At 68.0% G+C, this 20,686-nt stretch carries 19 protein-coding genes; 13 read left to right on the top strand and 6 right to left on the bottom strand.

Annotated elements, in window-relative coordinates:
• The first annotated feature begins 3 nt into the window (after nt 1-3).
• The 4 genes from treY (at nt 4) to C3B61_RS06230 (ending at nt 5,326) form a co-directional block, all read left to right on the top strand.
• Nucleotides 4-2,325: a malto-oligosyltrehalose synthase gene (gene treY, locus C3B61_RS06245; RefSeq protein WP_103459888.1), complete on the top strand. Its 2,322-nt coding sequence runs from the start codon at nt 4-6 to the stop codon at nt 2,323-2,325.
• Nucleotides 2,322-4,088: a malto-oligosyltrehalose trehalohydrolase gene (gene treZ, locus C3B61_RS06240; RefSeq protein ID WP_244285849.1), complete on the top strand. Its 1,767-nt coding sequence runs from the start codon at nt 2,322-2,324 to the stop codon at nt 4,086-4,088. Before treY ends, treZ begins: the two co-directional genes overlap by 4 nt.
• Nucleotides 4,089-4,143: 55 nt before the next feature.
• Nucleotides 4,144-4,668, top strand: a complete 525-nt coding sequence (locus C3B61_RS06235) for a hypothetical protein (RefSeq protein ID WP_103459887.1) — start codon at nt 4,144-4,146, stop codon at nt 4,666-4,668.
• Nucleotides 4,669-4,753: 85 nt separating this feature from the next.
• Nucleotides 4,754-5,326 (top strand): hypothetical protein, encoded by a 573-nt coding sequence (locus C3B61_RS06230; protein ID WP_103459886.1) that lies wholly within the window; start codon nt 4,754-4,756, stop codon nt 5,324-5,326.
• Between the two features lie 19 nt (nt 5,327-5,345).
• Here C3B61_RS06230 and C3B61_RS06225 read toward each other — a convergent pair whose 3' ends face one another.
• Nucleotides 5,346-6,209: an oxygenase MpaB family protein gene (locus tag C3B61_RS06225; RefSeq protein WP_103459885.1), complete on the bottom strand. Its 864-nt coding sequence runs from the start codon at nt 6,207-6,209 to the stop codon at nt 5,346-5,348.
• Nucleotides 6,210-6,383: 174 nt separating this feature from the next.
• Between C3B61_RS06225 and C3B61_RS06220 the strand changes: the two genes are divergently transcribed.
• On the top strand, nt 6,384-6,944 hold the full coding sequence (locus C3B61_RS06220) for a YceI family protein (protein WP_088456350.1): 561 nt from the start codon (nt 6,384-6,386) through the stop codon (nt 6,942-6,944).
• An 88-nt stretch (nt 6,945-7,032) separates the two neighbouring features.
• Here C3B61_RS06220 and C3B61_RS06215 read toward each other — a convergent pair whose 3' ends face one another.
• From C3B61_RS06215 to sepH, 4 genes are read right to left on the bottom strand one after another with little or no spacing between them, the layout of a single operon-like run.
• Entirely contained in the window at nt 7,033-7,725 is a 693-nt protein-coding gene (locus C3B61_RS06215; RefSeq protein ID WP_103459884.1) for a TMEM175 family protein, read from the bottom strand.
• Between the two features lie 9 nt (nt 7,726-7,734).
• On the bottom strand, nt 7,735-8,778 hold the full coding sequence (locus tag C3B61_RS06210; RefSeq protein ID WP_341476139.1) for an FUSC family protein: 1,044 nt from the start codon (nt 8,776-8,778) through the stop codon (nt 7,735-7,737).
• Between the two features lie 51 nt (nt 8,779-8,829).
• The gene (locus C3B61_RS06205; RefSeq protein WP_103459883.1) at nt 8,830-9,963 is read right to left on the bottom strand and encodes a winged helix DNA-binding domain-containing protein; all 1,134 of its coding nucleotides are present in this window, start codon (nt 9,961-9,963) and stop codon (nt 8,830-8,832) included.
• A 29-nt stretch (nt 9,964-9,992) separates the two neighbouring features.
• Entirely contained in the window at nt 9,993-11,108 is a 1,116-nt protein-coding gene (sepH, locus tag C3B61_RS06200) for a septation protein SepH (protein ID WP_103459882.1), read from the bottom strand.
• Nucleotides 11,109-11,304: 196 nt separating this feature from the next.
• Between sepH and C3B61_RS06195 the strand changes: the two genes are divergently transcribed.
• Nucleotides 11,305-11,598 (top strand): DUF4193 domain-containing protein, encoded by a 294-nt coding sequence (locus C3B61_RS06195; protein ID WP_066599570.1) that lies wholly within the window; start codon nt 11,305-11,307, stop codon nt 11,596-11,598.
• Nucleotides 11,599-11,604: 6 nt separating this feature from the next.
• Here C3B61_RS06195 and C3B61_RS06190 read toward each other — a convergent pair whose 3' ends face one another.
• Nucleotides 11,605-12,060: a DUF3093 domain-containing protein gene (locus C3B61_RS06190; protein WP_088456346.1), complete on the bottom strand. Its 456-nt coding sequence runs from the start codon at nt 12,058-12,060 to the stop codon at nt 11,605-11,607.
• 38 nt (nt 12,061-12,098) lie between these two features.
• Here C3B61_RS06190 and dut point away from each other — a divergent pair, with 38 nt between their 5' ends.
• The 7 genes from dut to C3B61_RS06155 all read left to right on the top strand — a co-directional run bounded on the left by dut (nt 12,099) and on the right by C3B61_RS06155 (nt 20,670).
• Nucleotides 12,099-12,611 carry a dUTP diphosphatase gene (gene dut / locus C3B61_RS06185; RefSeq protein WP_088456345.1) on the top strand — a complete coding sequence of 171 codons (513 nt, stop codon included), beginning with the start codon at nt 12,099-12,101 and terminating at the stop codon, nt 12,609-12,611.
• 95 nt (nt 12,612-12,706) lie between these two features.
• Complete coding sequence (locus C3B61_RS06180; RefSeq protein ID WP_103460028.1) at nt 12,707-13,300, top strand: DUF3710 domain-containing protein; 594 nt, start codon at nt 12,707-12,709, stop codon at nt 13,298-13,300.
• A 31-nt stretch (nt 13,301-13,331) separates the two neighbouring features.
• The gene (locus tag C3B61_RS06175) at nt 13,332-14,138 is read left to right on the top strand and encodes a DUF3159 domain-containing protein (RefSeq protein ID WP_103459881.1); all 807 of its coding nucleotides are present in this window, start codon (nt 13,332-13,334) and stop codon (nt 14,136-14,138) included.
• A 121-nt stretch (nt 14,139-14,259) separates the two neighbouring features.
• Nucleotides 14,260-17,079: an aconitate hydratase AcnA gene (gene acnA / locus C3B61_RS06170; protein ID WP_103431942.1), complete on the top strand. Its 2,820-nt coding sequence runs from the start codon at nt 14,260-14,262 to the stop codon at nt 17,077-17,079.
• A gap of 115 nt (nt 17,080-17,194) precedes the next feature.
• The gene (dxs, locus tag C3B61_RS06165; RefSeq protein WP_103459880.1) at nt 17,195-19,156 is read left to right on the top strand and encodes a 1-deoxy-D-xylulose-5-phosphate synthase; all 1,962 of its coding nucleotides are present in this window, start codon (nt 17,195-17,197) and stop codon (nt 19,154-19,156) included.
• A 156-nt stretch (nt 19,157-19,312) separates the two neighbouring features.
• On the top strand, nt 19,313-19,693 hold the full coding sequence (locus tag C3B61_RS06160; protein ID WP_103459879.1) for a MerR family transcriptional regulator: 381 nt from the start codon (nt 19,313-19,315) through the stop codon (nt 19,691-19,693).
• Nucleotides 19,690-20,670, top strand: a complete 981-nt coding sequence (locus C3B61_RS06155) for an aldo/keto reductase (protein WP_103459878.1) — start codon at nt 19,690-19,692, stop codon at nt 20,668-20,670. The genes C3B61_RS06160 and C3B61_RS06155 overlap by 4 nt, the downstream gene beginning before the upstream one ends.
• The last annotated feature ends 16 nt before the right edge of the window (nt 20,671-20,686 follow it).

Raw genomic sequence — 20,686 nt, 5'->3', positions numbered from 1 at the left:
ACCATGAGCATCCCCGTCTCTACCTATCGCCTGCAGATCACGTCGGCCTTCGATCTGGATGCGGCGGCGGGTGTGCTCGATTACGTCAGCCGGCTCGGCGCGGACTGGCTCTACCTCTCGCCGCTGCTCACGGCCGAGGAGGGCTCCGACCACGGCTACGACGTGATCGACCACGGCAGCATCGACCCGGCCCGCGGCGGCCCCGAGGCGCTCGCCCGACTGTCGGAGCGGGTGGCCGCGGCCGGCCGCGGCATCCTGGTGGACATCGTCCCCAACCACGTCGGCGTCCAGACGCCGCACAGCAACGCCTGGTGGTGGGACCTGCTCCGAGCCGGGCAGGGCTCCCGCTATGCCGAGGCCTTCGACGTGGACTGGCCCGCCGGCAACGGTCGGCTGCTGCTGCCCGTACTCGGTGACGGCGACACCGAACTCGACCAGCTCACCGTGGTGGGCGACGAACTGCGCTACTACGACAACCGGTTCCCGCTGGCTCCCGGCACCGCGGACGACGGCGCCCCCGCCGCCGTGGTGCACGACAGGCAGCACTACGAACTGGTCAGCTGGCGCCGCGCCGACACCGACCTGAACTACCGCCGCTTCTTCGCCGTGAACACGCTCGCCGGTGTGCGCGTCGAGGTGCCCTGGGTCTTCGACGAATCCCACCGCGAGATCCTGCGCTGGGTGCACACCGGCCAGGTGCAGGGCCTGCGGGTCGACCACCCGGACGGCCTCGCCGACCCGGCCGGCTACCTCGACAGGCTGCACGCCGCCATGCCGGACGGCTACCTGCTGGTGGAGAAGATCCTGGAGGGCCGCGAACAGCTGCCCAGTAGCTGGTCGACCCACGGCACCACCGGCTATGACGCCCTTGCCGACTTCGACAGGGTCCTGGTGGACCCGGCCGGCCAGGACGCCCTCGACACCCTGGAGGCCACCCTGCAGGGCGGCGCCGTCTCCTGGACCGAACTGGTCTATACCGGCAAGCGCGCCATCGCCGACGGCATCCTGCAGAGTGAGGTACGCCGACTCGACCGTCTGATCCCCGAGGTCCCCGATGCAGCCGACGCCCTCGCCGAACTGATCGCCTGGTTCCCGGTCTACCGCTCCTACCTGCCCGTCGGCCGCCACGAACTCGACACCGCCGTGCGACTTGCCCGGCAGCGCCGGCCCGACCTCGACGCCACCATCACCGCCCTGCTGCCGTATCTCACCGACCCCGCACACCCCGCGGCCGTGCGGTTCCAGCAGACCTCGGGGATGGTGATGGCCAAGGGTGTCGAAGACACCGCCTACTACCGCTACAGCCGGCTCACCTCCCTCAACGAGGTCGGCGCGGACCCGAGCGAGTTCGCGGTGCCGGTGGAGGAATTCCACCGCCGCCAGCAGACCCGGCTGGCCGTTGCGCCCGCCTCACAGACCACCCTGTCGACCCACGACACCAAGCGCGGCGAAGACGTGCGGGCCCGAATCTCGGTCCTGGCCGAGATCCCTGACGAGTGGACCGCTGTGCTCGGCGAGCTGCGTGCCCTGGCCCCGCTCGGCGACGCCCCGTTCGAGAACCTACTCTGGCAGGCCATCGTGGGCTCCTGGCCCGCCTCCACCGACCGTCTCATCGGCTATGCCGAGAAGGCGTCCAGGGAAGCGAACCTCTCTACCACCTGGACCGCGCCCAACGACGACTTTGAAAACCGGATGCGCGCCCTGGTTCGGGAACTCGCCGAGGACGGGCCCCTGACCCGCACCGTTACCGCCTTCGTCGACAGGGTGAAGCAGGCCGGCTGGAGCAACTCGCTCTCCCTCAAGCTCATCCAGCTCACCGCGCCCGGTGTGCCCGACGTCTACCAGGGCAGCGAACTCTGGGAGATGTCGCTCGTGGACCCCGACAACCGCCGCCCGGTGGACTACACCGTGCGCCGGGACTACCTGGACCGCGTCAGCGCGGGCTGGCTGCCCCCGATCGATGAAACCGGCGCCGCGAAACTGCTCGTCACCACCCACGCCCTGCGCCTGCGCCGTGATCGGCCGGAGCTGTTCGTCCGGCACGCACCGGTCGAGGCGTTCGGCCCGGCCGCCGCCCACGTGGTGGCCTACGACCGCGGCGGCGCCGTGACCGTCGCCACCCGGCTGCCCGTCGCGCTCGCCCGCACCGGCTGGGGTGACACCACGATCATGCTCGCCGGGCACGACTGGCAGGATGCTCTCACCGGCATCCGCTTCGCCGGCGGCCAGGTGCGTCTGGCCGACCTGCTGTCGCGCTATCCGGTTGCGCTGTTGATCCCCGCGAGCATCACCGCACCCACCGCTATCGAGGAGGCCACCCCGTGACGACAGACAACCCCGACGTCGTCGCCGTTCCGATCGACGTGTGGGCGCCCGCCGCCGAGACCGTCGGGCTGGTGGCCGGCGACGCCACCGCGCCGATGACCCGCGGCGACGCCGGCTGGTGGCACGGCAGCCTGCCCGGCAGCGCTGACGGTGTCGACTACGGCTTCCTGCTGGATGGCGCCGGCCCGTTTCCCGACCCGCGATCCCGCCGCCAGCCGCACGGCGTGCACAACCTCTCCCGCAGCTTCGACCCGGCCACGCACACCTGGCAGGACGACGCCTGGACCGGTCGTCAGCTCGCCGGTGCCACCATCTACGAGCTGCACATCGGCACGTTCACCCCCGAGGGCACCCTGGAGGCCGCGGCCGGCCGGCTCGACCACCTCGTGTCACTCGGTGTCGACTTCGTCGAGCTGCTGCCGGTGAACGGCTTCAACGGCACTCACAACTGGGGCTACGACGGTGTGCTCTGGTATGCCGTGCACGAGGGCTACGGCGGCCCGGCGGCGTACCAGCGGTTCGTCGATGCCTGCCACGCGGCCGGCATCGGCGTGATCCAGGACGTCGTGCACAACCACCTGGGCCCCAGCGGCAACTACCTGCCCAACTACGGGCCCTACCTCAGCGACGCCGAGGGCAACACCTGGGGCGCCTCGGTCAACCTCGACGGCCAGGACTCCGACGAGGTGCGCCGGTACATCATCGACAGCGCGTTGATGTGGCTGCGCGACTATCACGTCGACGGCCTGCGGTTGGACGCCGTGCACGCCCTCAAGGACCACTCCGCGGTGCACCTGCTGGAACAGCTCGCCGGCGAGGTGGCCGTGCTCAGCGCCTCCGTGGGCCGCCCATTGACCCTCATCGCCGAATCGGACCTCAACGACCCCAAGCTGATCACCCCCCGTGAAGCCAACGGGTACGGACTCGACGCCCAGTGGAGCGACGACTTCCACCACGCCGTGCACGTCGCCCTCACCGGTGAGACTGTCGGCTATTACGCCGACTTCGCCCCCCTCGGCGCCCTGGCGAAGGTGCTCACCCGCGGGTTCTTCCACGACGGCACCCTGTCCACCTTCCGCGGCCGCCACCACGGCCGCCCTGTCGACACCGAACGGATGCCGGCCTGGCGGCTGGTCGTCGCCTCGCAGAATCACGACCAGATCGGCAACCGGGCCATCGGCGACAGGCTCAGCGCCCAGCTCGACACCGGCCAGCTGGGCATCGCCGCCGCACTCACCCTGCTCGGCCCGTTCACCCCGATGCTGTTCATGGGCGAAGAGTGGGGGGCGCGCACACCGTGGCAGTTCTTCACCTCGCACCCAGAGCCTGAACTCGGCCTGGCCACCGCAGAGGGCCGCATCGGCGAGTTCGCCCGGATGGGCTGGGACCCGGCCGTGGTGCCCGACCCCCAGGACCCGGCCACCTTCGAGCGGTCAAAACTGGACTGGTCCGAACTGCAGCGTGGCGATTCCGGTCGTCTCCTGGCGTTCTACCGTGACCTCGCGGGTCTCCGTCGCCGGCTCGCCGACCTGACCGATCCACGGTTCGCGCGGGTCGCGGTGGCCTATGACGAGGCGGACGGCTGGCTGTTGCTGTCCCGCGGCGAGACCGAGATCGTGATCAACCTTTCCGCGACCGCTCGGTCCGTTCCGGTTGCCGGGCAGAGCGTCCTGCTCGCCTTCGCGAACAACGCCGAAGCGAGCCCCCGGCTCGACGCCGGCCGGGTGTTGCTGCCGCCGCACTCGGTCGCGGTCCTCGCCTAGGTCCATCTACCCGCCAGCTCCACTCGCCAGTACCACTGACCATCGAGGAGGACCCATGGGCCATTTCCTATCCACGGAGACGGCGGCTGCGCTGGCCCGGCTGACGGAGCTGGACGCCAACGCGGCGGCTCCGCCGCTGGAGCGGATGCGGGCCATTCGTGCGGTACTTCACCACCTTGACGCCGACCCGGCCGCGCTGGCGAGCGTACGCGACGCCCTGTCCGATGGAGCGGGCTGGCCCGAGATCGCGGATGCCGCCGGGCTCAAACCCACCGCGGCCAAGTGGCGCTGGCAGGGCACCGACTCCGACATCGCGGCCCGCCTGGATGCCGGACGCAAGCGCAGCGCGCGGCCCAGCAGCGTTCCGACCGACCTGCCCGGGCACTCGGTGGCCGAGGCTGCCGGATTGCTCGGCGTCAGCGTTCAAGCGGTGTACCTGCAGGTGAGCAGAGGTAAACTGGTCAGCCGCACCGTCGAGCTGGCGGATGGCCGCAGTTACAAACGCGTCATCCTTCCCGGGGACGCGCTACCCTCGACGACAGAATCCGCGGAAACTGACCCCGAAAAACCAACCCCCTAGACGACGACCCCCGCAACGACGATCCCCTCAACGACAGAGCCTTGAGACATCACCCGAGCTACCGAAACCCACCCACGGAGTGACCATGACCGATCAGAGCTATGACCCGTTCGACCGAACGTTCCCCCTCGACACCTCGACCACCACAGAACGCCTGCCGATGCCGGGCACTCAGCCCGCCGGCGACGGGCCGACGGGTGACGGGCCGGTCGACCCCGCAGAGTCCCCGGTCCCCAACCGGACCAAGACCCGAAGCCGCACCCTGCTCTCCGACCTTAGAACGGGGCCGCCGCAGCGGGCCGCACTGGTGGTTCTCGTAGGCATCGCCGTTCTGACGATCGCGTTCATCATCATGATCTTCGTGAACGTCTCCAACGAGAGCATCATCGCCTTGGCCGTCATCGCCACGCCGATCGCCTCGATGGTGGCGGCGTACTACGCCGTCACCCTGAGCATCCAGCAGGTCGCCACTGAGCGTGCCGACAAGGAGAAGGCCCTCGCCAGGCTCACGGCCGTCGAGGCCGGTGCCCGCGAGACCGAGGTGTGGGCCTCCCAGATGGAGTCCGGGCTTCGGGTCGCAATGGCCAAGCTCGATGGCGCCGGTGTGTCCACCGTCGCGGTGACCCGGGCGGCCGGTACCCCGGACGACTTCTTCTAGGCGGTTCAGCTCAGCCCAGTCAACGCCCGTCGGCGCCGCCAGGTTGCCCGGTCGCGCGATCCCTCGCAGCGAGGGATCGGCCGGCACGAAGGTAGTGCCGCATGGGGGCCTGCCGCAGCCGCGTCGGCAGGCGCGGATAGATCAGACGGATGACGCCGATCACGGCGTTGTACCTGCGCTGGCGTCCGGGCGACCAGGGCAGGTCGAAGAGGGCTCGTTCGTCGGGCTGCAGGAGCCCCGTGGTGACCAGGCGCCCCAGCGGCATCGCCAGGCGCAACCAGACCGGTCCGGTGGTGGGGTGCAGCAGTTGCCTGGCCACCGATCGGGTCGTCTCGTCGGTCGCCAGGCCGGACGTTGCGCGGCTCCAGTACGCCGCGAAAGCCTCCCGGTCCGCGGGCCACAGCCCGGGCGGTACCTGAAGGGCGGTGCCGAGCACGCCGTAGTCACGGTAGACGGACTCGGCGTCGGTATCCGTGAGCGGTCCGTAGACCAGCTCGTGCACACGGGTCGCGGATTCGTACAGGGTCGCGGCAACCCAGAGCTGCAACTGCGGATCGAAGGCGTTGTACGCCGGGGCGCCGACGCTCTGGCTGCCGTGCACCGGGCGATGGGCCAGGGAGACCCGGCGCACGGCCGCGGCCCGGTCAATGGGCGAGCCGCAGGTGACTGCGTATACGTAGGAGAGCGTGCCGCTCAGTCGACTCAGCGGTCGGGTCGCGAAGTCGCTGTGCCTGGCGACGCCGTGCCCGACGGCGGGGTTCGCGAGCTGTAGGAGGATCGCGCGACCGCCGCCGAGAACCAGAACGCTTTCCGGGGCCACATCGTGGATGCTCAGTGCCGGGCTCGACAGGGACGCCGGACTGGACGGGGACGCTGTCGGCATCGTGGACTCCTCTTGACAGGCCGAGCCTACTTCCCCGCCGAGGAGTCGGGTTCTCCGTGCGTTCCTGAATCGTTCACATCTTTTCTGGTCGGTGATGGAATATCCTGTAGTCCTATGCGCTTGCATATACCTGAGGGCAGCGAATCCACCGCCCCCACGGACTTGAGGAGCACCATGAGCGACATCACCACCACAACCATCCCGGGCTACAAAGCGGGAACCTGGACCATCGACCCCACGCACAGCGTCGTCGGCTTCAGCATCCGTCACATCATGATCAGCAAGGTCAAGGGCACGTTCGAGACTTTCAACGCCACCTTCGTCACCACCGAGAACCCCCTCGAGACCAGCGTCACGGCGTCCGCCGTCGTCGCGTCCATCAACACCAACGAGGCCAACCGCGACGGCCACCTGCGCACCGGCGACTTCTTCGACGCCGAGACCTACCCGACCATCGACTTCGTGTCGACCGGAGTGCGCGTCGTCGGCGGCGACTACCTCGTGGACGGCAACCTCACCATCAAGGGCGTCACCAAGCCCGTCACCTTCGACTTCGAGTTCGGTGGCTTCGGCGGCGACCCCTACGGCAACTACAAGTTCGGCGCCACCGCCACGACCCAGGTCAACCGTGAAGACTTCGGTCTCACCTACAACGCGGCCCTCGAGACCGGCGGCATGCTGCTGGGCGACAAGGTCACCATCACCCTCGAACTGCAGGGTGCCCTCCAGGCCTAAGCACTCGGCATCGCGCAACGGGGATCCCACCAGTGGGGTCCCCGTTGTTGTGTCTGGGTTGTGTTGTCTCTGTGTGCGGTTCCGCCCGTCACCCGGCCACCGGTTCGTCCGGCGTCGGCCGCAGGACCCCGAGTCGTCGCAACACCAGGGCGATGAGCGGATCAAGGGCGAACAGGAAGAACGCGGGGGAACCGACCAGCGTCGCCAGCAGTACGACGGCGAACGACTGTGAAAGCGCGCTGACATTGTTCACCCGTGCGTTGTGAACGGCGGTGGCGGATGCGCCATGCACGAGCTGTCTGCGGGGAGAGCTGGCGTGGAACCACTGCCAGGTGCTGAAGAGCAGGATCACGAAGAAGTTCAGGGGTAACAGCGTGCGGCCCAGCAGGTACCGGCTGAGTTCGTCGTTGAGACTCGTCGTGAACGGAACCAGGACCACGCCGAGAAGGCGGAAATTGTTGAGCCAGATGATGGTGGTATCCACACGGGGGATGAACTCGAACTGACGCACGTGAATGAGCCACAGCAGGCTGAGCAGCAGAAAGCTGATGACCACGTTCAGGATGCTCGGTGCCAAGGCGTTGACCTGCCGTAGGAACTCGGCGTTCGACGTCACGACGCCGATGCTGTCCACGGAGACGTTCAGCACCAGCAGCGTGGCCGCGATGGCGAAGACGCCGTCAGTGTACGATTCCAGCCGCCGGGTGGACAGAACCGTTCGCCGGGCCGTCGTCGCCGTGGTCGGCGCAGCGTGGCGCTCGGGCTCCGGGCTGCTCGACATGCGGGCAGCCTACTCGCCGGTGATCTCCTCGCGCACCCGTCGCAGGTCCTCCATCAGGGCGCCGATCAAGATCCAGTGCTGGGGATGTGGAGTCATGATCATCAGCGGCGCCGTCAGGGCGAGCGGCTCGATCCCCGGAGCCGCCGAGGCGGACGGCTTCCCGTCCGCCGGCACGGTGAGCAATCGCAGATCGTGCGCGGCCCTCTCCAGCTCGATGGCGAAGGCCTGCACGGTGGGCTCGAGGTGCAGGCTGTCGTCGTAGTGGTCCCGCAGCGCTCTCGTCATGCCCAGTGCCCGGGTGACCAGGGGCACCAGGCGGGCGTAGAGGTCGGTGTCGGCGTCGAGAACCTCGCGGTGCCTGCTTTGGCGGGGATTGAGTGTCAGGCTCTCCTCGGCCTGGCTGATGGCCCGTTCGGCCTTGGCCAGCATGGGCCGCAGTAGTCGGGCCTGGATCATCAGGCTCTCCAGATCGGCGTACTTCTGCGGGCTCAGCAGCGCGGTGGCCACCCGGTCGAAGGTCGCGGCCACCTCCAGGGTGAGCCGGGTCACCGCGTCGTGTGCGGGCGTGAGCAGCACCGGCGGAACGATCAACGCGTTGACGATCACGGCGATCGCGGCACCCAGGATGGTCTCGATGATGCGGTCCCTGGCGTAGGTCGGTGTCGCGGCACCCAGCACGAGGACGAGCATCGCGCTGATCGGGATCTGATTCGCCGAGCCAGGCGACAGCTTCAGGGCCCAGGCCAGCAGGATGCAGAGCACGATCGCCGCCAGGACGATCCAGCTGTCCTGTCCGAACCACAGCCCGATGCCCAGAGCGACCAGGACTCCGCCGACGACGCCGAGGCTGCGTTCCAGGGCCCGTCCCAGGGACTGGTTGATGCTGGGCTGCACGACGAAGATGGCGGCCATCGCGGCGAAGATGGGCAGCTCGCCGGGCAGGAGCCACAGCGAGATTACCCAGGCCAGGACCACGGCGACCGAGGTCTTGAGGGTCTGCAGCAGCGGGATCCGTCTGGATACTCGCAGGCTGGTCGTTATTCGCACTGTCATAGGGTACAAGGCCCGACGGACCGGACCGATCACCGGTCTCACCACGGCAGGCTAGGGCGCGGCGGGCACGGTCGGTGAGGCCGGAAGCACCTGCACCGGGCGGCCGAGGAAGCGGGCGTATTCGTGAAGGGCCCGATCGGTTCCCGGGAGCGATGCGGCGCCCTGCGGGGTGAACGGCGCGGGGTGCACCGTGATCGCCCGGGGCTGCCAGTCGCGCCGCCAGGTGCCGAAAATGCGGCCGCCGCGAACCAGGACGGGCAGGAAGATCCCGTTCTTGCCCGGGACGACCCTGGTCAGGTTCTCGGGTTCGATCGCGAAGCTGCGATCCCGATAGCCGAGCAGGTATTCATCGAAGCCCGGCAGGGCCAGCACGGCACTGGGACCGCGCCCCGGCGCGGCGCGGCCCAGCGGTCCGAGATCTGAGCTCTGGGGGAGCAGGTGGCTCACTCCGTCGACGTCGAGGGTGTTGAGCTGCCCTCCCGCAACGGCCAGGGCGGTCTTGGCGTCGCTCATGGTGAGCTGGGACCACCAGGCGAAGTCGGTCAGGGGAGCCGGCCCGTGTCCGGCCAGGTAGCGCAGCAGGTATTCGCCCAGTGCCTGGTCGCGTTCGAGCTGCCGGGGGTGCGGGACCCAGTCCGAGAGCAGCACGAGCATCTGTTGGGCGTCGAGCTGCCGGCCCCAGCAGAGGGTTCCCGACTGGGCGAGGTGCCAGATGAGGTGATATCCCCGCTGGCCGTCTGTGCCGATGCCGTGGCGCTCCAGCAGTGCCAGGAAGGCTGCCCTGGTGAGCTCCCGTCCGCCGCTGAGGGCATTCTCGGCCACGGTGCGGGAGCGTTCGATGGTCGCCTCGTCCAGGCCCAGGTCGCGGCGCCGGGTTGCCGCACCGGCCCAGAGCCTGGCGGTGGTGAGTCCGAGCATCCAGGCCAGGTCCGGTCCCGGCACCAGGTGCAGGGTTCCCCGCATCGGCCAGGAGCGCACGATCCTGGCGGAGTCGATCAGCGTGTCGATGTCGGCGGAGGTGCTTCCGGGGGCCCGCACGGCAACGGCCCACTTCGCCCAGCGGAGGTCCTGCGCCTGCACGGCCAGCATGCGGTCGACGACCTGGGCGGGCTCGGTGATCGACCCGGTCAGCGCCTGGCTGGCCAGGCGACGCCGGGTGATGTCGGAGCGGGAGGCACGCGTCATGGAACCGCAGCCTATGACTCAGGTGAGGATCAGGCCAGGTCGTCGTCGGTTCGTGCGCCGAAGACTATCTCGTCCCAGCTGGGCATCGATGCGCGGCCGCGGCGACCGGTCTGACCGGTGCGTGTTTGGCCCGTGGCGGCCTGAGTGGCCCACACGTTGCGGGTTTCCTCGGGGGCTGCGGTGGCAGCCTCGGCGACCGGGGGAGCCTCGTTGACCAGGCGGATCCCGGACTCGGCCGGTGCCCGCTCGGTACGGCGGGTATCCACCACTGGTGTGACGGGCGTTTCGGTCTCTCCGGCGGCCGCTTCCCGTTCGCCGCGGCGGCGGCGAAGCGACTCGAGCAGGTCCGCGGTCTCGCTCAGGCTTTGCGGCGGTTCGGCCGCTCGCTTGATGGCGGCCTTGGACACGGCCTCCGTCGTACCGGCGGAACGGGCGTACGGCACCGGATCGTGCAGCGGAGCCGTGTCGTTGAGGATGTCGTCGGCCAGGGATTCCTTGAAGGTGAAGGCGCCGCTGTCGAACCGGCTCACGTCGGCCAGGCTGGTTTCGGCGCCGACGGCACGCAGCCGGGGGATCAGGGCACCCTTGAGCTCGCCCTGCTGGGAGAGCGCAATGGCCTCACTGCCGATCGGCGAGAGGGTGTTCTTCTTGGGTTCGAAGCCCCACCGGGCGTCGTGGTCGATGTCGTCAGCCGTGAAGGCGAGCTTGACGATCCACCCGGCGCCGGGTTCCTTCCAGCTGGCCCAGCGTTCGTTGGACGCACCCAGGGACGCCAGGCGTTCCCGGATGACGCTGCCGAAGTTGGCCTGCTCGTCGATGGGATCGGGTTCGATCGCGGTGTGCACGGGTACGCTCAGCGCGCTCGACACTATGTATTCGCGTTCGGCGACCACCGGTCCCTCGAACCGCTTGACGAAGTCCAGCGACGCACCGGTCACCGCAGCGACGTCCTCCGCGGACATGCCGGCACGGATGTGCGCCTGCACCTCCCGGGGCGACAGTTTGGGCCGAACGGACGCATCCGTTTGGGTTTGGCGAAGCCGGGACTGGAGAACCGCATCGATGGGGATCCGAAAGCGATCACCCTCCTCTGACGCTGCAAGCAGCGCGCCGTTCTCGACTCCGATAACTTTCAAATCCTGCATGGCGAAAGCCCTCTCGCGATTACTGATGGCCCAACCCTGCCATGCAATCTGGCATTTTTCGGGGAATACTGCGGGCGTGCCGGAAGTTGCTCCCATTGCCAACCTGAAAGGTTGGTGATTGGTTTGCTATTCCGCACGGATTGTTGCAAACTATGGCCGCCGATTTCGTTTATCGGCGTTAATGAAATGGATGGGCATGGCAACCGATTACGACGCACCGCGAAAGACCGAAGACGACTCAGAGTCGATTGAGGCCCTCAAGGAGCGTGTACCCGACAAGATGTCTGGTGTCGTTGATGTTGACGACTCCGACAACCCCGGTGGCTTCGACCTCCCGGGCGCCGATCTGTCCGACCTCGACCTCGACGTCGTCGTCCTGCCCCCGCAGGCCGACGAGTTCACCTGCGTGGAGTGCTTCCTCGTGAAGCACCGTTCGCAGATGTCGCACGAGACCAAGCTCGGCCCGGTCTGCCTGGAGTGCGACGCCTAAGCGCGCTTAGTTACTTGATGCTGGCCGTCGCGATCCATTGATCGCGGCGGCCATTTTCTGTGGTCGGCGGCTGGAGACCAGCCAATACGGCGCCGGATCGGTCGGGTCTTCAAGCGGGATCCGCACCACGGGTGCGATCCAGCCACGGATCAACAGCCACGCGCGGGCATCCAGCTTCTGGCCACGCTCGAGAGTGGCGTCCGCAGCCTCGAGGGGGACGGCCTCACCGAGCAGGCGGGTTTCGATGCGCGCCCGGCCGGCGGTGAGGACACCGTCGGACACCGAAACCGTCGGCGACGCCAGCACCAGCAGCAGGGCGCTGCCGAGGTAGAGGCCGGCGCCGGTCAGGATCCCCGCCAACACCGAGATCGGCAGGAAGACCAGGAGGCTCGCGGGAATCACAAGCGCAGTGATGATGAAGAGCCATGGGGATGGCCAGAGTTTTTCGCGATAATCGGGCATGGGTCTATTCGACCAGATAACTGCACTACCCTCGACACGTGGCTGAAAGCGTCGAAGTCCTGATTACCGCGTCCGTTCTCCCGACATACGCCCATCCGGGTGACGCCGGAGCCGACCTGCACGCCTCGGAGGCCTTGGTCTTGGCTCCCGGTGAACGGGCCCTCGTCGGCACCGGTGTGTCGATAGCGTTGCCGGACGGATACGCGGCCTTCGTGGTCCCCCGCAGCGGACTGGCCGTCAAGCATGGGATCACCGTCGTGAACTCGCCGGGGACCGTTGATGCGGGCTACCGGGGCGAGGTCAAGGTCTGCCTGCTCAACACCGACACCGTCACCCCGTTCCCCATCAACATCGGCGACCGCATTGCCCAACTCATCGTGGTTCCGGTGGCCCGGGCGGTCTTCGTTCCAGTCGAGCGGCTGCCCGGCAGCATGCGTGGCGAGGGCGGCTTCGGCTCGACCGGCGTCGCGCCGGGCGCTCCTGCGGACCGCGCCCCCCAGACCGAATCGTCCGCCCCGACGGACGCCCACCGAAGCGGAGAAACCCTGTGAGTGACAAAGTGAACCCCGACACGCGCTCAAGCACCGACGAAACGGCCGGCACCGACGGCGCCGAACTCGCCGGAGCCGAGCAGCAGGTCCCCGACATGCACGCCAAGTCAGCTCCGGTCGACCGTGACGTAGACGGTCCCCTCGACGAGTCTGAGGCGAACCCGGTCCGCCCATACGTCGATCTCGGTGGCGTGAAGATCCTGCCGCGCGAGGGCCTGCACCTCCGGCTCGAGATCGAAGAGGGCTCCAAGCGAGTCGTTGCCATCGGCCTGGACTATGCCGGTTCGACCCTGCAGGTGCAGCCCTTTGCGGCGCCGCGTTCCAGCGGCCTGTGGCAGGAAATCCGCGCCCAGATCGCCGACCAGATCGCCAAGCAGGGTGGCTCGACCACTCCGCGCGAAGGTCCGTTCGGGCCCGAACTCGTCGCCGAGATCCCCGTCGCAGCCGGCCAGGGTCCCGCGGGCACCACCCGGTTGGCCCGTTTCATCGGCGTGGACGGCCCGCGCTGGTTCCTCCGCGGCGTCATCGCCGGCGAGGGTGCCATCAACCCCGAAGCCGCAGCGCAGATCGAAGACCTGTTCCGCAGCATCGTCGTGGTGCGCGGTTCGGCCCCGATGCCGCCGCGCGACCTCATCCCGCTGCGGATGCCGGCCACCCCGGCCGGTAAGCCCGAACCCACCGGCACCTGATCCGTCAGGTGCACTCACCGAAAGTCACCTGATGACGGATTCCCTCTCCGGGCCAGAACCCGAACCGCGTAAGACGTCCGACGGCACCGACGGCACTGACAGTGCCGCCAGAGCCGGTGCCAACAGTGCCGGCAGCCCGGCAGAGCCCGCCGGCGCCCTCGCCGACAGTATGGCCGCGGCGGCCCGCCGCGCCGGGTTCAGTCCGGCCGCAGACGGGGAACCCATCAGCGGCCACGCGCTGCTGGCTGCCATGGGCGGCATCCGCGGCCTGGTCGAGGCCGTCCTGCCGGGCCTGGTCTTCCTGGTCACCTACACCCTCACCCGTGAGCTGATTCCGTCCCTGATCGCTCCGGTGATCATCGGGGTGATCTTCTTCGCGCTCCGGCTGGCCCGTAAACAGACCGTCACCCAGGCCGTCGGTGGACTCGTCGGAATCGGCCTCAGCGCCGTGCTCGCCCTGTTCACCGGCCGCGCTGAAGACTTCTACCTGCCGGGCTTCTGGACCAACGGTGTGTACGGAGCGGCCCTGCTGGTATCCGCACTGATCTGCTGGCCGCTCATCGGTGTGGCCGTCGGGTTCTTGATGGGGGAGCAGCTCGCCTGGCGGGCCGACCCGTCCAAACGACGGGTGCTGACAATTCTTACCTTCATGTGGGCGGGACTGTTCATCCTGCGCCTGGCCGTGCAGCTTCCCCTGTACTACGCCGGCAACGTCGAGTGGTTGGGCGCGACCAAACTGCTCATGGGGATCCCGCTGTATGCGCCGCTTCTTGTGGTCTCCTGGCTGATGGTGCGTTCCGTGTACGCGGCGACCGCCGCACAGCGGCCGATGCTATAGTTATCTCGACGTCAAGATAGTTTGCGGTAAGGCTACCCTTGCTGGCAGAACCCGGCGTCAGTTGGTCAGGATTGAGGATCGCGGACGGGTTCCCGTCGGTTTCCACAAAGGAGAGGGCATCGTGTCTGCTGTTAATAGTTTTGGAGCTCGGGACACCCTGCGCGTCGGTGCGACGGACTACGAAGTCTTTCGCCTGGACGCCGTCAAGGGATACGAGAAGCTGCCGTTCAGCCTCAAGGTGCTGCTGGAGAACCTCCTCCGCACCGAAGACGGCGCCAACATCACCGCGGATCACATCCGCGCACTCGGCGCGTGGGTTCCCACCAGCGATCCCGACACAGAAATCCAGTTCACGCCAGCTCGCGTGATCATGCAGGACTTCACCGGCGTGCCGTGCATCGTCGACCTCGCCACCATGCGTGAGGCCGTCGCCGACCTCGGCGGCGACCCCAACAAGATCAACCCGCTCGCCCCTGCCGAGCTCGTCATCGACCACTCGGTCATCGCCGACCTGTTCGGCAGCGAGAACGCCCTCGAGCGCAACGTCGAGATCGAATACGAGCGCAACGGTGAGCGTTACCAGTTCCTGCGCTGGGGCCAGACCGCGTTCGACGACTTCAAGGTCGTCCCGCCGGGAACCGGCATCGTGCACCAGGTCAACATCGAGTACCTGGCCCGCGTCACCTTCACGCGCGAAGTAGGCGGCGTCCTCCGCGCCTACCCCGACACCTGTGTCGGCACCGACTCGCACACCACGATGGTCAACGGCCTGGGCGTGCTCGGCTGGGGCGTCGGCGGCATCGAAGCCGAGGCGGCCATGCTCGGCCAGCCCGTGTCGATGCTGATCCCCAAGGTCGTCGGCTTCAAGCTCAACGGCTCCATCCCCGCCGGCGTCACCGCGACGGATGTTGTGCTCACGATCACCCAGATGCTGCGCCGCCACGGCGTTGTGGGGAAGTTCGTCGAATTCTACGGCGAGGGCGTCGCCCAGGTGCCGCTGGCCAACCGCGCCACCATCGGCAACATGAGCCCGGAGTTCGGCTCCACCGCTGCCATGTTCCCGATCGACGACGTCACCCTCGGCTACCTGCGTCTCACCGGCCGCAGCGAAGAGCAGGTCGCACTCGTCGAGGCGTACTCCAAGCTGCAGGGCCTGTGGCACGACCCCGCACAGGAGCCCGTCTTCAGCGAGTACCTCGAACTCGACCTGGGCACCGTCGTACCGTCGATCGCCGGACCCAAGCGCCCGCAGGACCGGGTCGAACTCAGCAACGCGAAGTCGCAATTCGAGATCGACCTGCAGAACTACGCCACGCACGACCTGTCCATGGTGGACGCGGCCGTCGAGGCATCCTTCCCCGCCTCTGACCCGATCGGTTTCACCGCCGAGGACGAGCAGAGCGCCCACCAGGTTTCGCACCAGCACGTGAGCCACGCTCCCGTCTCGGTGTCGAGCCCGGTTCCGATCACCACGGCCGACGGGGCGAGCTACACGCTCGACCACGGAGCCGTCGCCGTTGCGGCCATCACCTCCTGCACCAACACCTCGAATCCGTCGGTCATGCTCGCCGCGGGCCTGCTGGCGCGGAACGCCGTGAAGAAGGGCCTGAAGTCCAAGCCCTGGGTCAAGACCACCCTGGCGCCGGGCTCCAAGGTCGTCACGGACTACTACGCCAAGGCCGGCCTCACCGACGACCTCGAGGCCCTCGGCTTCTACACCGTCGGCTACGGCTGCACGGTCTGCATCGGCAACACCGGACCCCTCATCAACGAGGTCTCCGCCGCGATCAACGACAACGACCTCGCTGTCACCGCGGTGCTCTCCGGAAACCGTAACTTCGAGGGCCGCATCAGCCCGGACGTCAAGATGAACTACCTGGCCAGCCCGCCGTTGGTCATCGCGTACGCCCTGGCCGGATCGATGAACTTCGACTTCGACACGGATGCCCTCGGCCAGGACACCGAGGGCAACGACGTGTTCCTCAAGGACATCTGGCCGGACTCCGCCGAGGTGCAGTCCACCATCGACAGCTCGATCGACACGGCCATGTTCACCAAGGAATACGGTGAGGTCTTCGAGGGAGACGAGCGCTGGCGTTCACTGCCCACGCCCGACAGCGAGGTCTTCGAGTGGGACCCCAAGTCCACCTACGTGCGGAAGCCCCCGTACTTCGACGGTATGACGCTGGAGACCAGCCCGGTCGCCGACATCGTCGGCGCGAGGGTGCTCGCCAAGCTCGGCGACTCGGTCACCACCGACCACATCAGCCCGGCAGGCAACATCAAGGCCGACAGCCCGGCCGGTGCGTACCTGATGGAGCACGGCGTCGACCGAAGCGACTTCAACTCCTACGGCTCGCGCCGCGGTAACCACGAGATCATGATCCGCGGCACCTTCGCCAACATCCGGCTGCGCAACCAGCTGCTTGACGGCGTCGAGGGCGGTTACACCCGCGACTTCACCAAGCCGGATGCGCCGCAGTCGTTCATCTACGACGCCAGCCAGAACTATCAGGCCGCTGGCACCCCGCTGGTCATTTTCGGCGGCAAGGAATACGGCTCCGGCTCGTCTCGGGACTGGGCGGCCAAGGGCACCAGCCTGCTGGGCGTCAAGGCCGTCATCACCGAGAGCTTCGAACGCATCCACCGCTCGAACCTGATCGGAATGGGAGTGGTCCCGCTGCAGTTTCCCGCCGGCGAGTCCTGGGTGACCCTGGGCCTGGACGGTACCGAGAGCGTCTCGATCACCGGTATCGAGGAACTCAACGAGGGCCGCACGCCCAAGACAGTGCACGTTGTCGCCACCCCGACCGAGCACTCCGCTCCGGGCAAGGCCGTTGTCGAGTTCGACGCCGTCGTGCGCATCGACACCCCCGGCGAAGCGGACTACTACCGCAACGGTGGCATCCTGCAGTACGTGCTGCGCTCGCTCGTCGTCTAACCGGGAATTCGCAGAATCGCCGCAGACTGGCGCGTAGACTCGGGGAATCCGAACTGCGCGCCAGTTCTGCGTCGGCGTGAGCCGTTCGTTGCAACAAACGTGAAAGGTAGTGCCCATGACCCTTCTGGAGACGATCCACGGTCCCCGGGACCTTGACGGCCTCACGAAGGACCAGCTGGAAGAGCTGGCTGCGGAGGTTCGCGCCTTCTTGGTGGCGGAGATCTCGAAGACCGGCGGGCATCTGGGCCCCAACCTCGGCGTGGTCGAGATGACCATCGCCATCCACCGGATCTTCGATTCGCCGCGTGACGCCATCGTCTTCGACACCGGTCACCAGTCCTACGTGCACAAGATGCTCACCGGACGGCAGGACTTCAGCCGGTTGCGCCAGTCCGATGGTCTGGCCGGCTACCCGCAGCGCAGCGAATCCGTGCACGACATCGTCGAGAGCTCCCACGCGTCGAGCTCGTTGTCCTGGGCGGACGGGATCTCCCGCGCCTTCGAGATGACCGGGCAGAGCGACCGGCACGTCATAGCCGTCGTCGGCGACGGCTCGCTCACCGGCGGTATGACCTGGGAAGCGCTGAACAACATCAGCGACGACAACAACCGGCGCCTGATCATCGTGATCAACGACAACGGCCGCTCGTACGCGCCCACCATCGGCGGCATGGCCAGGTTCCTCAACACCGTGCGCCTGCGCCGCAGCTACCGGGCCGCCTACCTCTCCAGCCGGGAGGCCTTCGACCACATGGGCGCGCCGGCTCGCGCCATCTTCCGCGGCGTGCGTGGCGGTCTGCACGGCTTCCTCAGCCGGTTCTCCAACAACGAGGCGCTGTATTCCAACCTCGACATCAAGTACATCGGGCCGGTGGACGGCCACGACATGGAGGCCATGCTCGAGGCGCTGCGCCAGGCCAAGGACTACGGCGCTCCCGTGATCGTGCACACCATCACCCAGAAGGGCAAGGGTTACGACCCCGCCGTGCAGGACGTCGCCGACCAGTTCCACGCCGTCGGCGTCATCGACCCTGAGACCGGTGAGCCCACCGAATCCGCGGGAGCACCGTCCTGGACCTCGGTCTTCGCCGATGAGCTGCTGAGCCTGGCCACCGACAATCCGAAGCTCGTGGCGATCACCGCGGCCATGCTGCGCCCCACCGGTCTGCACAAGATGGCCGAGCGGTTCCCCGAGCGGGTGCACGACGTCGGCATCGCCGAGCAGCACGCGGTGACCAGCGCCGCCGGGCTCGCGTTCGGTGGCCTGCACCCCGTCGTCGCCCTCTACGCCACCTTCATCAACCGTGCCTTCGACCAGGTCTTGATGGATGTCGCCCTGCACAGGGCCGGCGTCACCTTCGTGCTCGACCGGGCCGGGGTCACCGGGCCGGACGGTCCGAGCCACCACGGAATGTGGGACCTCGCAATCCTGCAGGTCATCCCGCACATCCGACTCGCCGCACCGCGCGACTCCACCCGACTGCGGGAAGAGCTCGCCGAGGCGGTCCTCGTGGACGACGCGCCCACGGTGCTGCGGTTCCCCAAGGGCAGCACCGGCGTCGAGTTCGACGCCCTCGAGCGTCTGTCCGACGGCGTCGACGTGCTCCTCCGCAGCAGCCAGCAGGACGTGCTGATCGTCACCGTCGGTCCGATGGCCGGAATGGGCCTCGAGGTCGCCGAGCGGCTCGCCGCCCAGGGCATCGGTGCGACTGTCGTCGATCCGCGCTGGGTGGTCCCGGTGCCCCAGAGCATCATCGAACTCGCCGCCCAGCACCGCATCGTGGTGAGCATCGAGGACGGTATCCGGGTGGGCGGCATCGGCACCCGCATCCGTCAGGACCTGCGCGAGGCCGGCGTCGACACCGCCGTCACCGAGCTGGGTCTGCCTGACGAGTTCCTGGACCACGGCACCCGCGCCGAGATCCTCGAGCGGGTCGGCCTCACGCCGCAGCACATCGCCAGGGACGTCGTCGCGATGGTCCTCGGCAGCAAGCTACCGCACGCCCGCCCCCTGCCGGCCGACGCCGACCGCCCCGAAACCGGCACCGTCCCCCTGCAGCGCGCCCCCCGCGACTGACCGCCTCACCCGCCGCCCGTCGGTATGTTCCGCGAAAGCGGCCCTGTGGTCACCTCCACCACGTCGAGGCGACCACGCGACCGCTTTGGCGGATGGTTATGGCCGGATCAGGACACCGCTTGACTTAGAGTGCACTCGAGGTTTTAGGGTTGCAGCATGACCCCACCCGACGAACAACTTTCGATCTCCGAGGTCGCCGAGCGCACCGGGCTGAGCGCCCATACGCTGCGGTACTACGAGCGAGCGGGCCTGATGCTCGCACCCATCCATCGGGCTGCGTCCACCCACCGGGCATACTCGGCGCGGGACGTGACCTGGATCACCTTCCTGACCCGGCTACGCAGCACCGCCCTGCCGATCGCGCAGGTCAAGGAGTACGCCGACCTCGCCCGGCGCGGCGAGGACACCACGCCGGAGCGCCTCGAGCTGCTGCAACGCCACCGGATCGCCGTCGTGGCACAGCTCGCCGAGATGCAGGCGAGCCTCGCCGCCATCGACCACAAGATCTCCCTCTACGCCGAAAGGACCACAGCATGAAACACATCACCCTGGGTACCAGCACTCCACTCGAGGTCGGCCGTCTCGGCCTGGGCTGCATGGGAATGTCAGCGTTCTACTCCGGCGCCGGCACCGACGATGCCGAGTCGATCCGCACCATCCGCGGAGCCATCGACCTCGGTGTCACCCTGTTCGACACCGCCGAAATCTACGGCCCGTACCTCAACGAGGAACTCCTCGGCCGGGCGCTGACCGGGCGCCGCGACGACGTGGTCATCGCCACTAAGTTCGGTACCATCCAACACCGCACCGACGGCTCCAGGGGACTGGACGGCAGTCCGGAGAACGTGCGCTTGTCCGTCGAAGGGTCACTGGCCCGCCTCGGTACCGATCACATCGATCTCTACTACCAGCACCGGATGGATCCGGGCGTGCCCATCGAGGACACCGTCGGTGCCCTGGCCGAGCTCATCAGCGCCGGCCTGATCGGTCACTACGGCCTGTCGGAGGCGGCGCCGGACACCATCAGGCGGGCCCACGCCGTTCACCCGGTCACGGCGCTGCAGACCGAGTACTCTCTGTGGAGCCGCGAGCCCGAGACGGAACTGCTGCCCCTGGTGCGCGAGCTCGGGATCGGTTTTGTGCCGTACTCGCCGCTCGGTCGGGGCTTCCTGACCGGCGCCATCCGTACACTCGACCAGCTCGACGAGGATGACTTCCGGCGCAGCAATCCCCGGTTCGCCGGCGCCAACCTCGCCGCCAACATCCGCATCGTGGAGCAAGTCGACGCTGTCGCGACGGAACTCGATGCGACGCCGGCCCAGGTGGCCCTGGCCTGGCTGCTTGCTCAGGGCACCGACATCGCCCCGATCCCCGGTACCAAGAGGGTGGGCCGGCTCGAGGAGAACGTCGCGGCGGATGCGCTTGTGCTCAGCGCTGCCCAGCTCGCAACCTTGTCCGCGATCGACGCCCCGGTCGGAGACCGTTACGCCGACATGAGCCCGCTGAACCGGTAGCCCGCATCTGTTCCCG

Origin of the sequence: Cryobacterium zongtaii (assembly GCF_002909375.1) — a bacterium.
GTDB classification, from domain to species: domain Bacteria; phylum Actinomycetota; class Actinomycetes; order Actinomycetales; family Microbacteriaceae; genus Cryobacterium; species Cryobacterium zongtaii.
This window is presented reverse-complemented; position numbering and strand designations above follow the sequence as displayed.

What these genes read in the sequence shown, in the direction of transcription:
- sepH (WP_103459882.1), bottom strand. Translation starts at nt 11,108, where the DNA reads ATGCAGGATTTGAAAGTTATCGGAGTCGAGAACGGCGCGCTGCTTGCA.
- C3B61_RS06195 (WP_066599570.1), top strand. Translation starts at nt 11,305, where the DNA reads ATGGCAACCGATTACGACGCACCGCGAAAGACCGAAGACGACTCAGAG.
- C3B61_RS06205 (WP_103459883.1), bottom strand. Translation starts at nt 9,963, where the DNA reads ATGACGCGTGCCTCCCGCTCCGACATCACCCGGCGTCGCCTGGCCAGC.
- C3B61_RS06175 (WP_103459881.1), top strand. Translation starts at nt 13,332, where the DNA reads ATGACGGATTCCCTCTCCGGGCCAGAACCCGAACCGCGTAAGACGTCC.
- C3B61_RS06160 (WP_103459879.1), top strand. Translation starts at nt 19,313, where the DNA reads ATGACCCCACCCGACGAACAACTTTCGATCTCCGAGGTCGCCGAGCGC.
- dxs (WP_103459880.1), top strand. Translation starts at nt 17,195, where the DNA reads ATGACCCTTCTGGAGACGATCCACGGTCCCCGGGACCTTGACGGCCTC.
- C3B61_RS06235 (WP_103459887.1), top strand. Translation starts at nt 4,144, where the DNA reads ATGGGCCATTTCCTATCCACGGAGACGGCGGCTGCGCTGGCCCGGCTG.
- C3B61_RS06180 (WP_103460028.1), top strand. Translation starts at nt 12,707, where the DNA reads ATGCACGCCAAGTCAGCTCCGGTCGACCGTGACGTAGACGGTCCCCTC.
- C3B61_RS06220 (WP_088456350.1), top strand. Translation starts at nt 6,384, where the DNA reads ATGAGCGACATCACCACCACAACCATCCCGGGCTACAAAGCGGGAACC.
- C3B61_RS06190 (WP_088456346.1), bottom strand. Translation starts at nt 12,060, where the DNA reads ATGCCCGATTATCGCGAAAAACTCTGGCCATCCCCATGGCTCTTCATC.
- C3B61_RS06215 (WP_103459884.1), bottom strand. Translation starts at nt 7,725, where the DNA reads ATGTCGAGCAGCCCGGAGCCCGAGCGCCACGCTGCGCCGACCACGGCG.
- treY (WP_103459888.1), top strand. Translation starts at nt 4, where the DNA reads ATGAGCATCCCCGTCTCTACCTATCGCCTGCAGATCACGTCGGCCTTC.
- C3B61_RS06210 (WP_341476139.1), bottom strand. Translation starts at nt 8,778, where the DNA reads ATGACAGTGCGAATAACGACCAGCCTGCGAGTATCCAGACGGATCCCG.
- C3B61_RS06225 (WP_103459885.1), bottom strand. Translation starts at nt 6,209, where the DNA reads ATGCCGACAGCGTCCCCGTCCAGTCCGGCGTCCCTGTCGAGCCCGGCA.
- C3B61_RS06230 (WP_103459886.1), top strand. Translation starts at nt 4,754, where the DNA reads ATGACCGATCAGAGCTATGACCCGTTCGACCGAACGTTCCCCCTCGAC.
- C3B61_RS06155 (WP_103459878.1), top strand. Translation starts at nt 19,690, where the DNA reads ATGAAACACATCACCCTGGGTACCAGCACTCCACTCGAGGTCGGCCGT.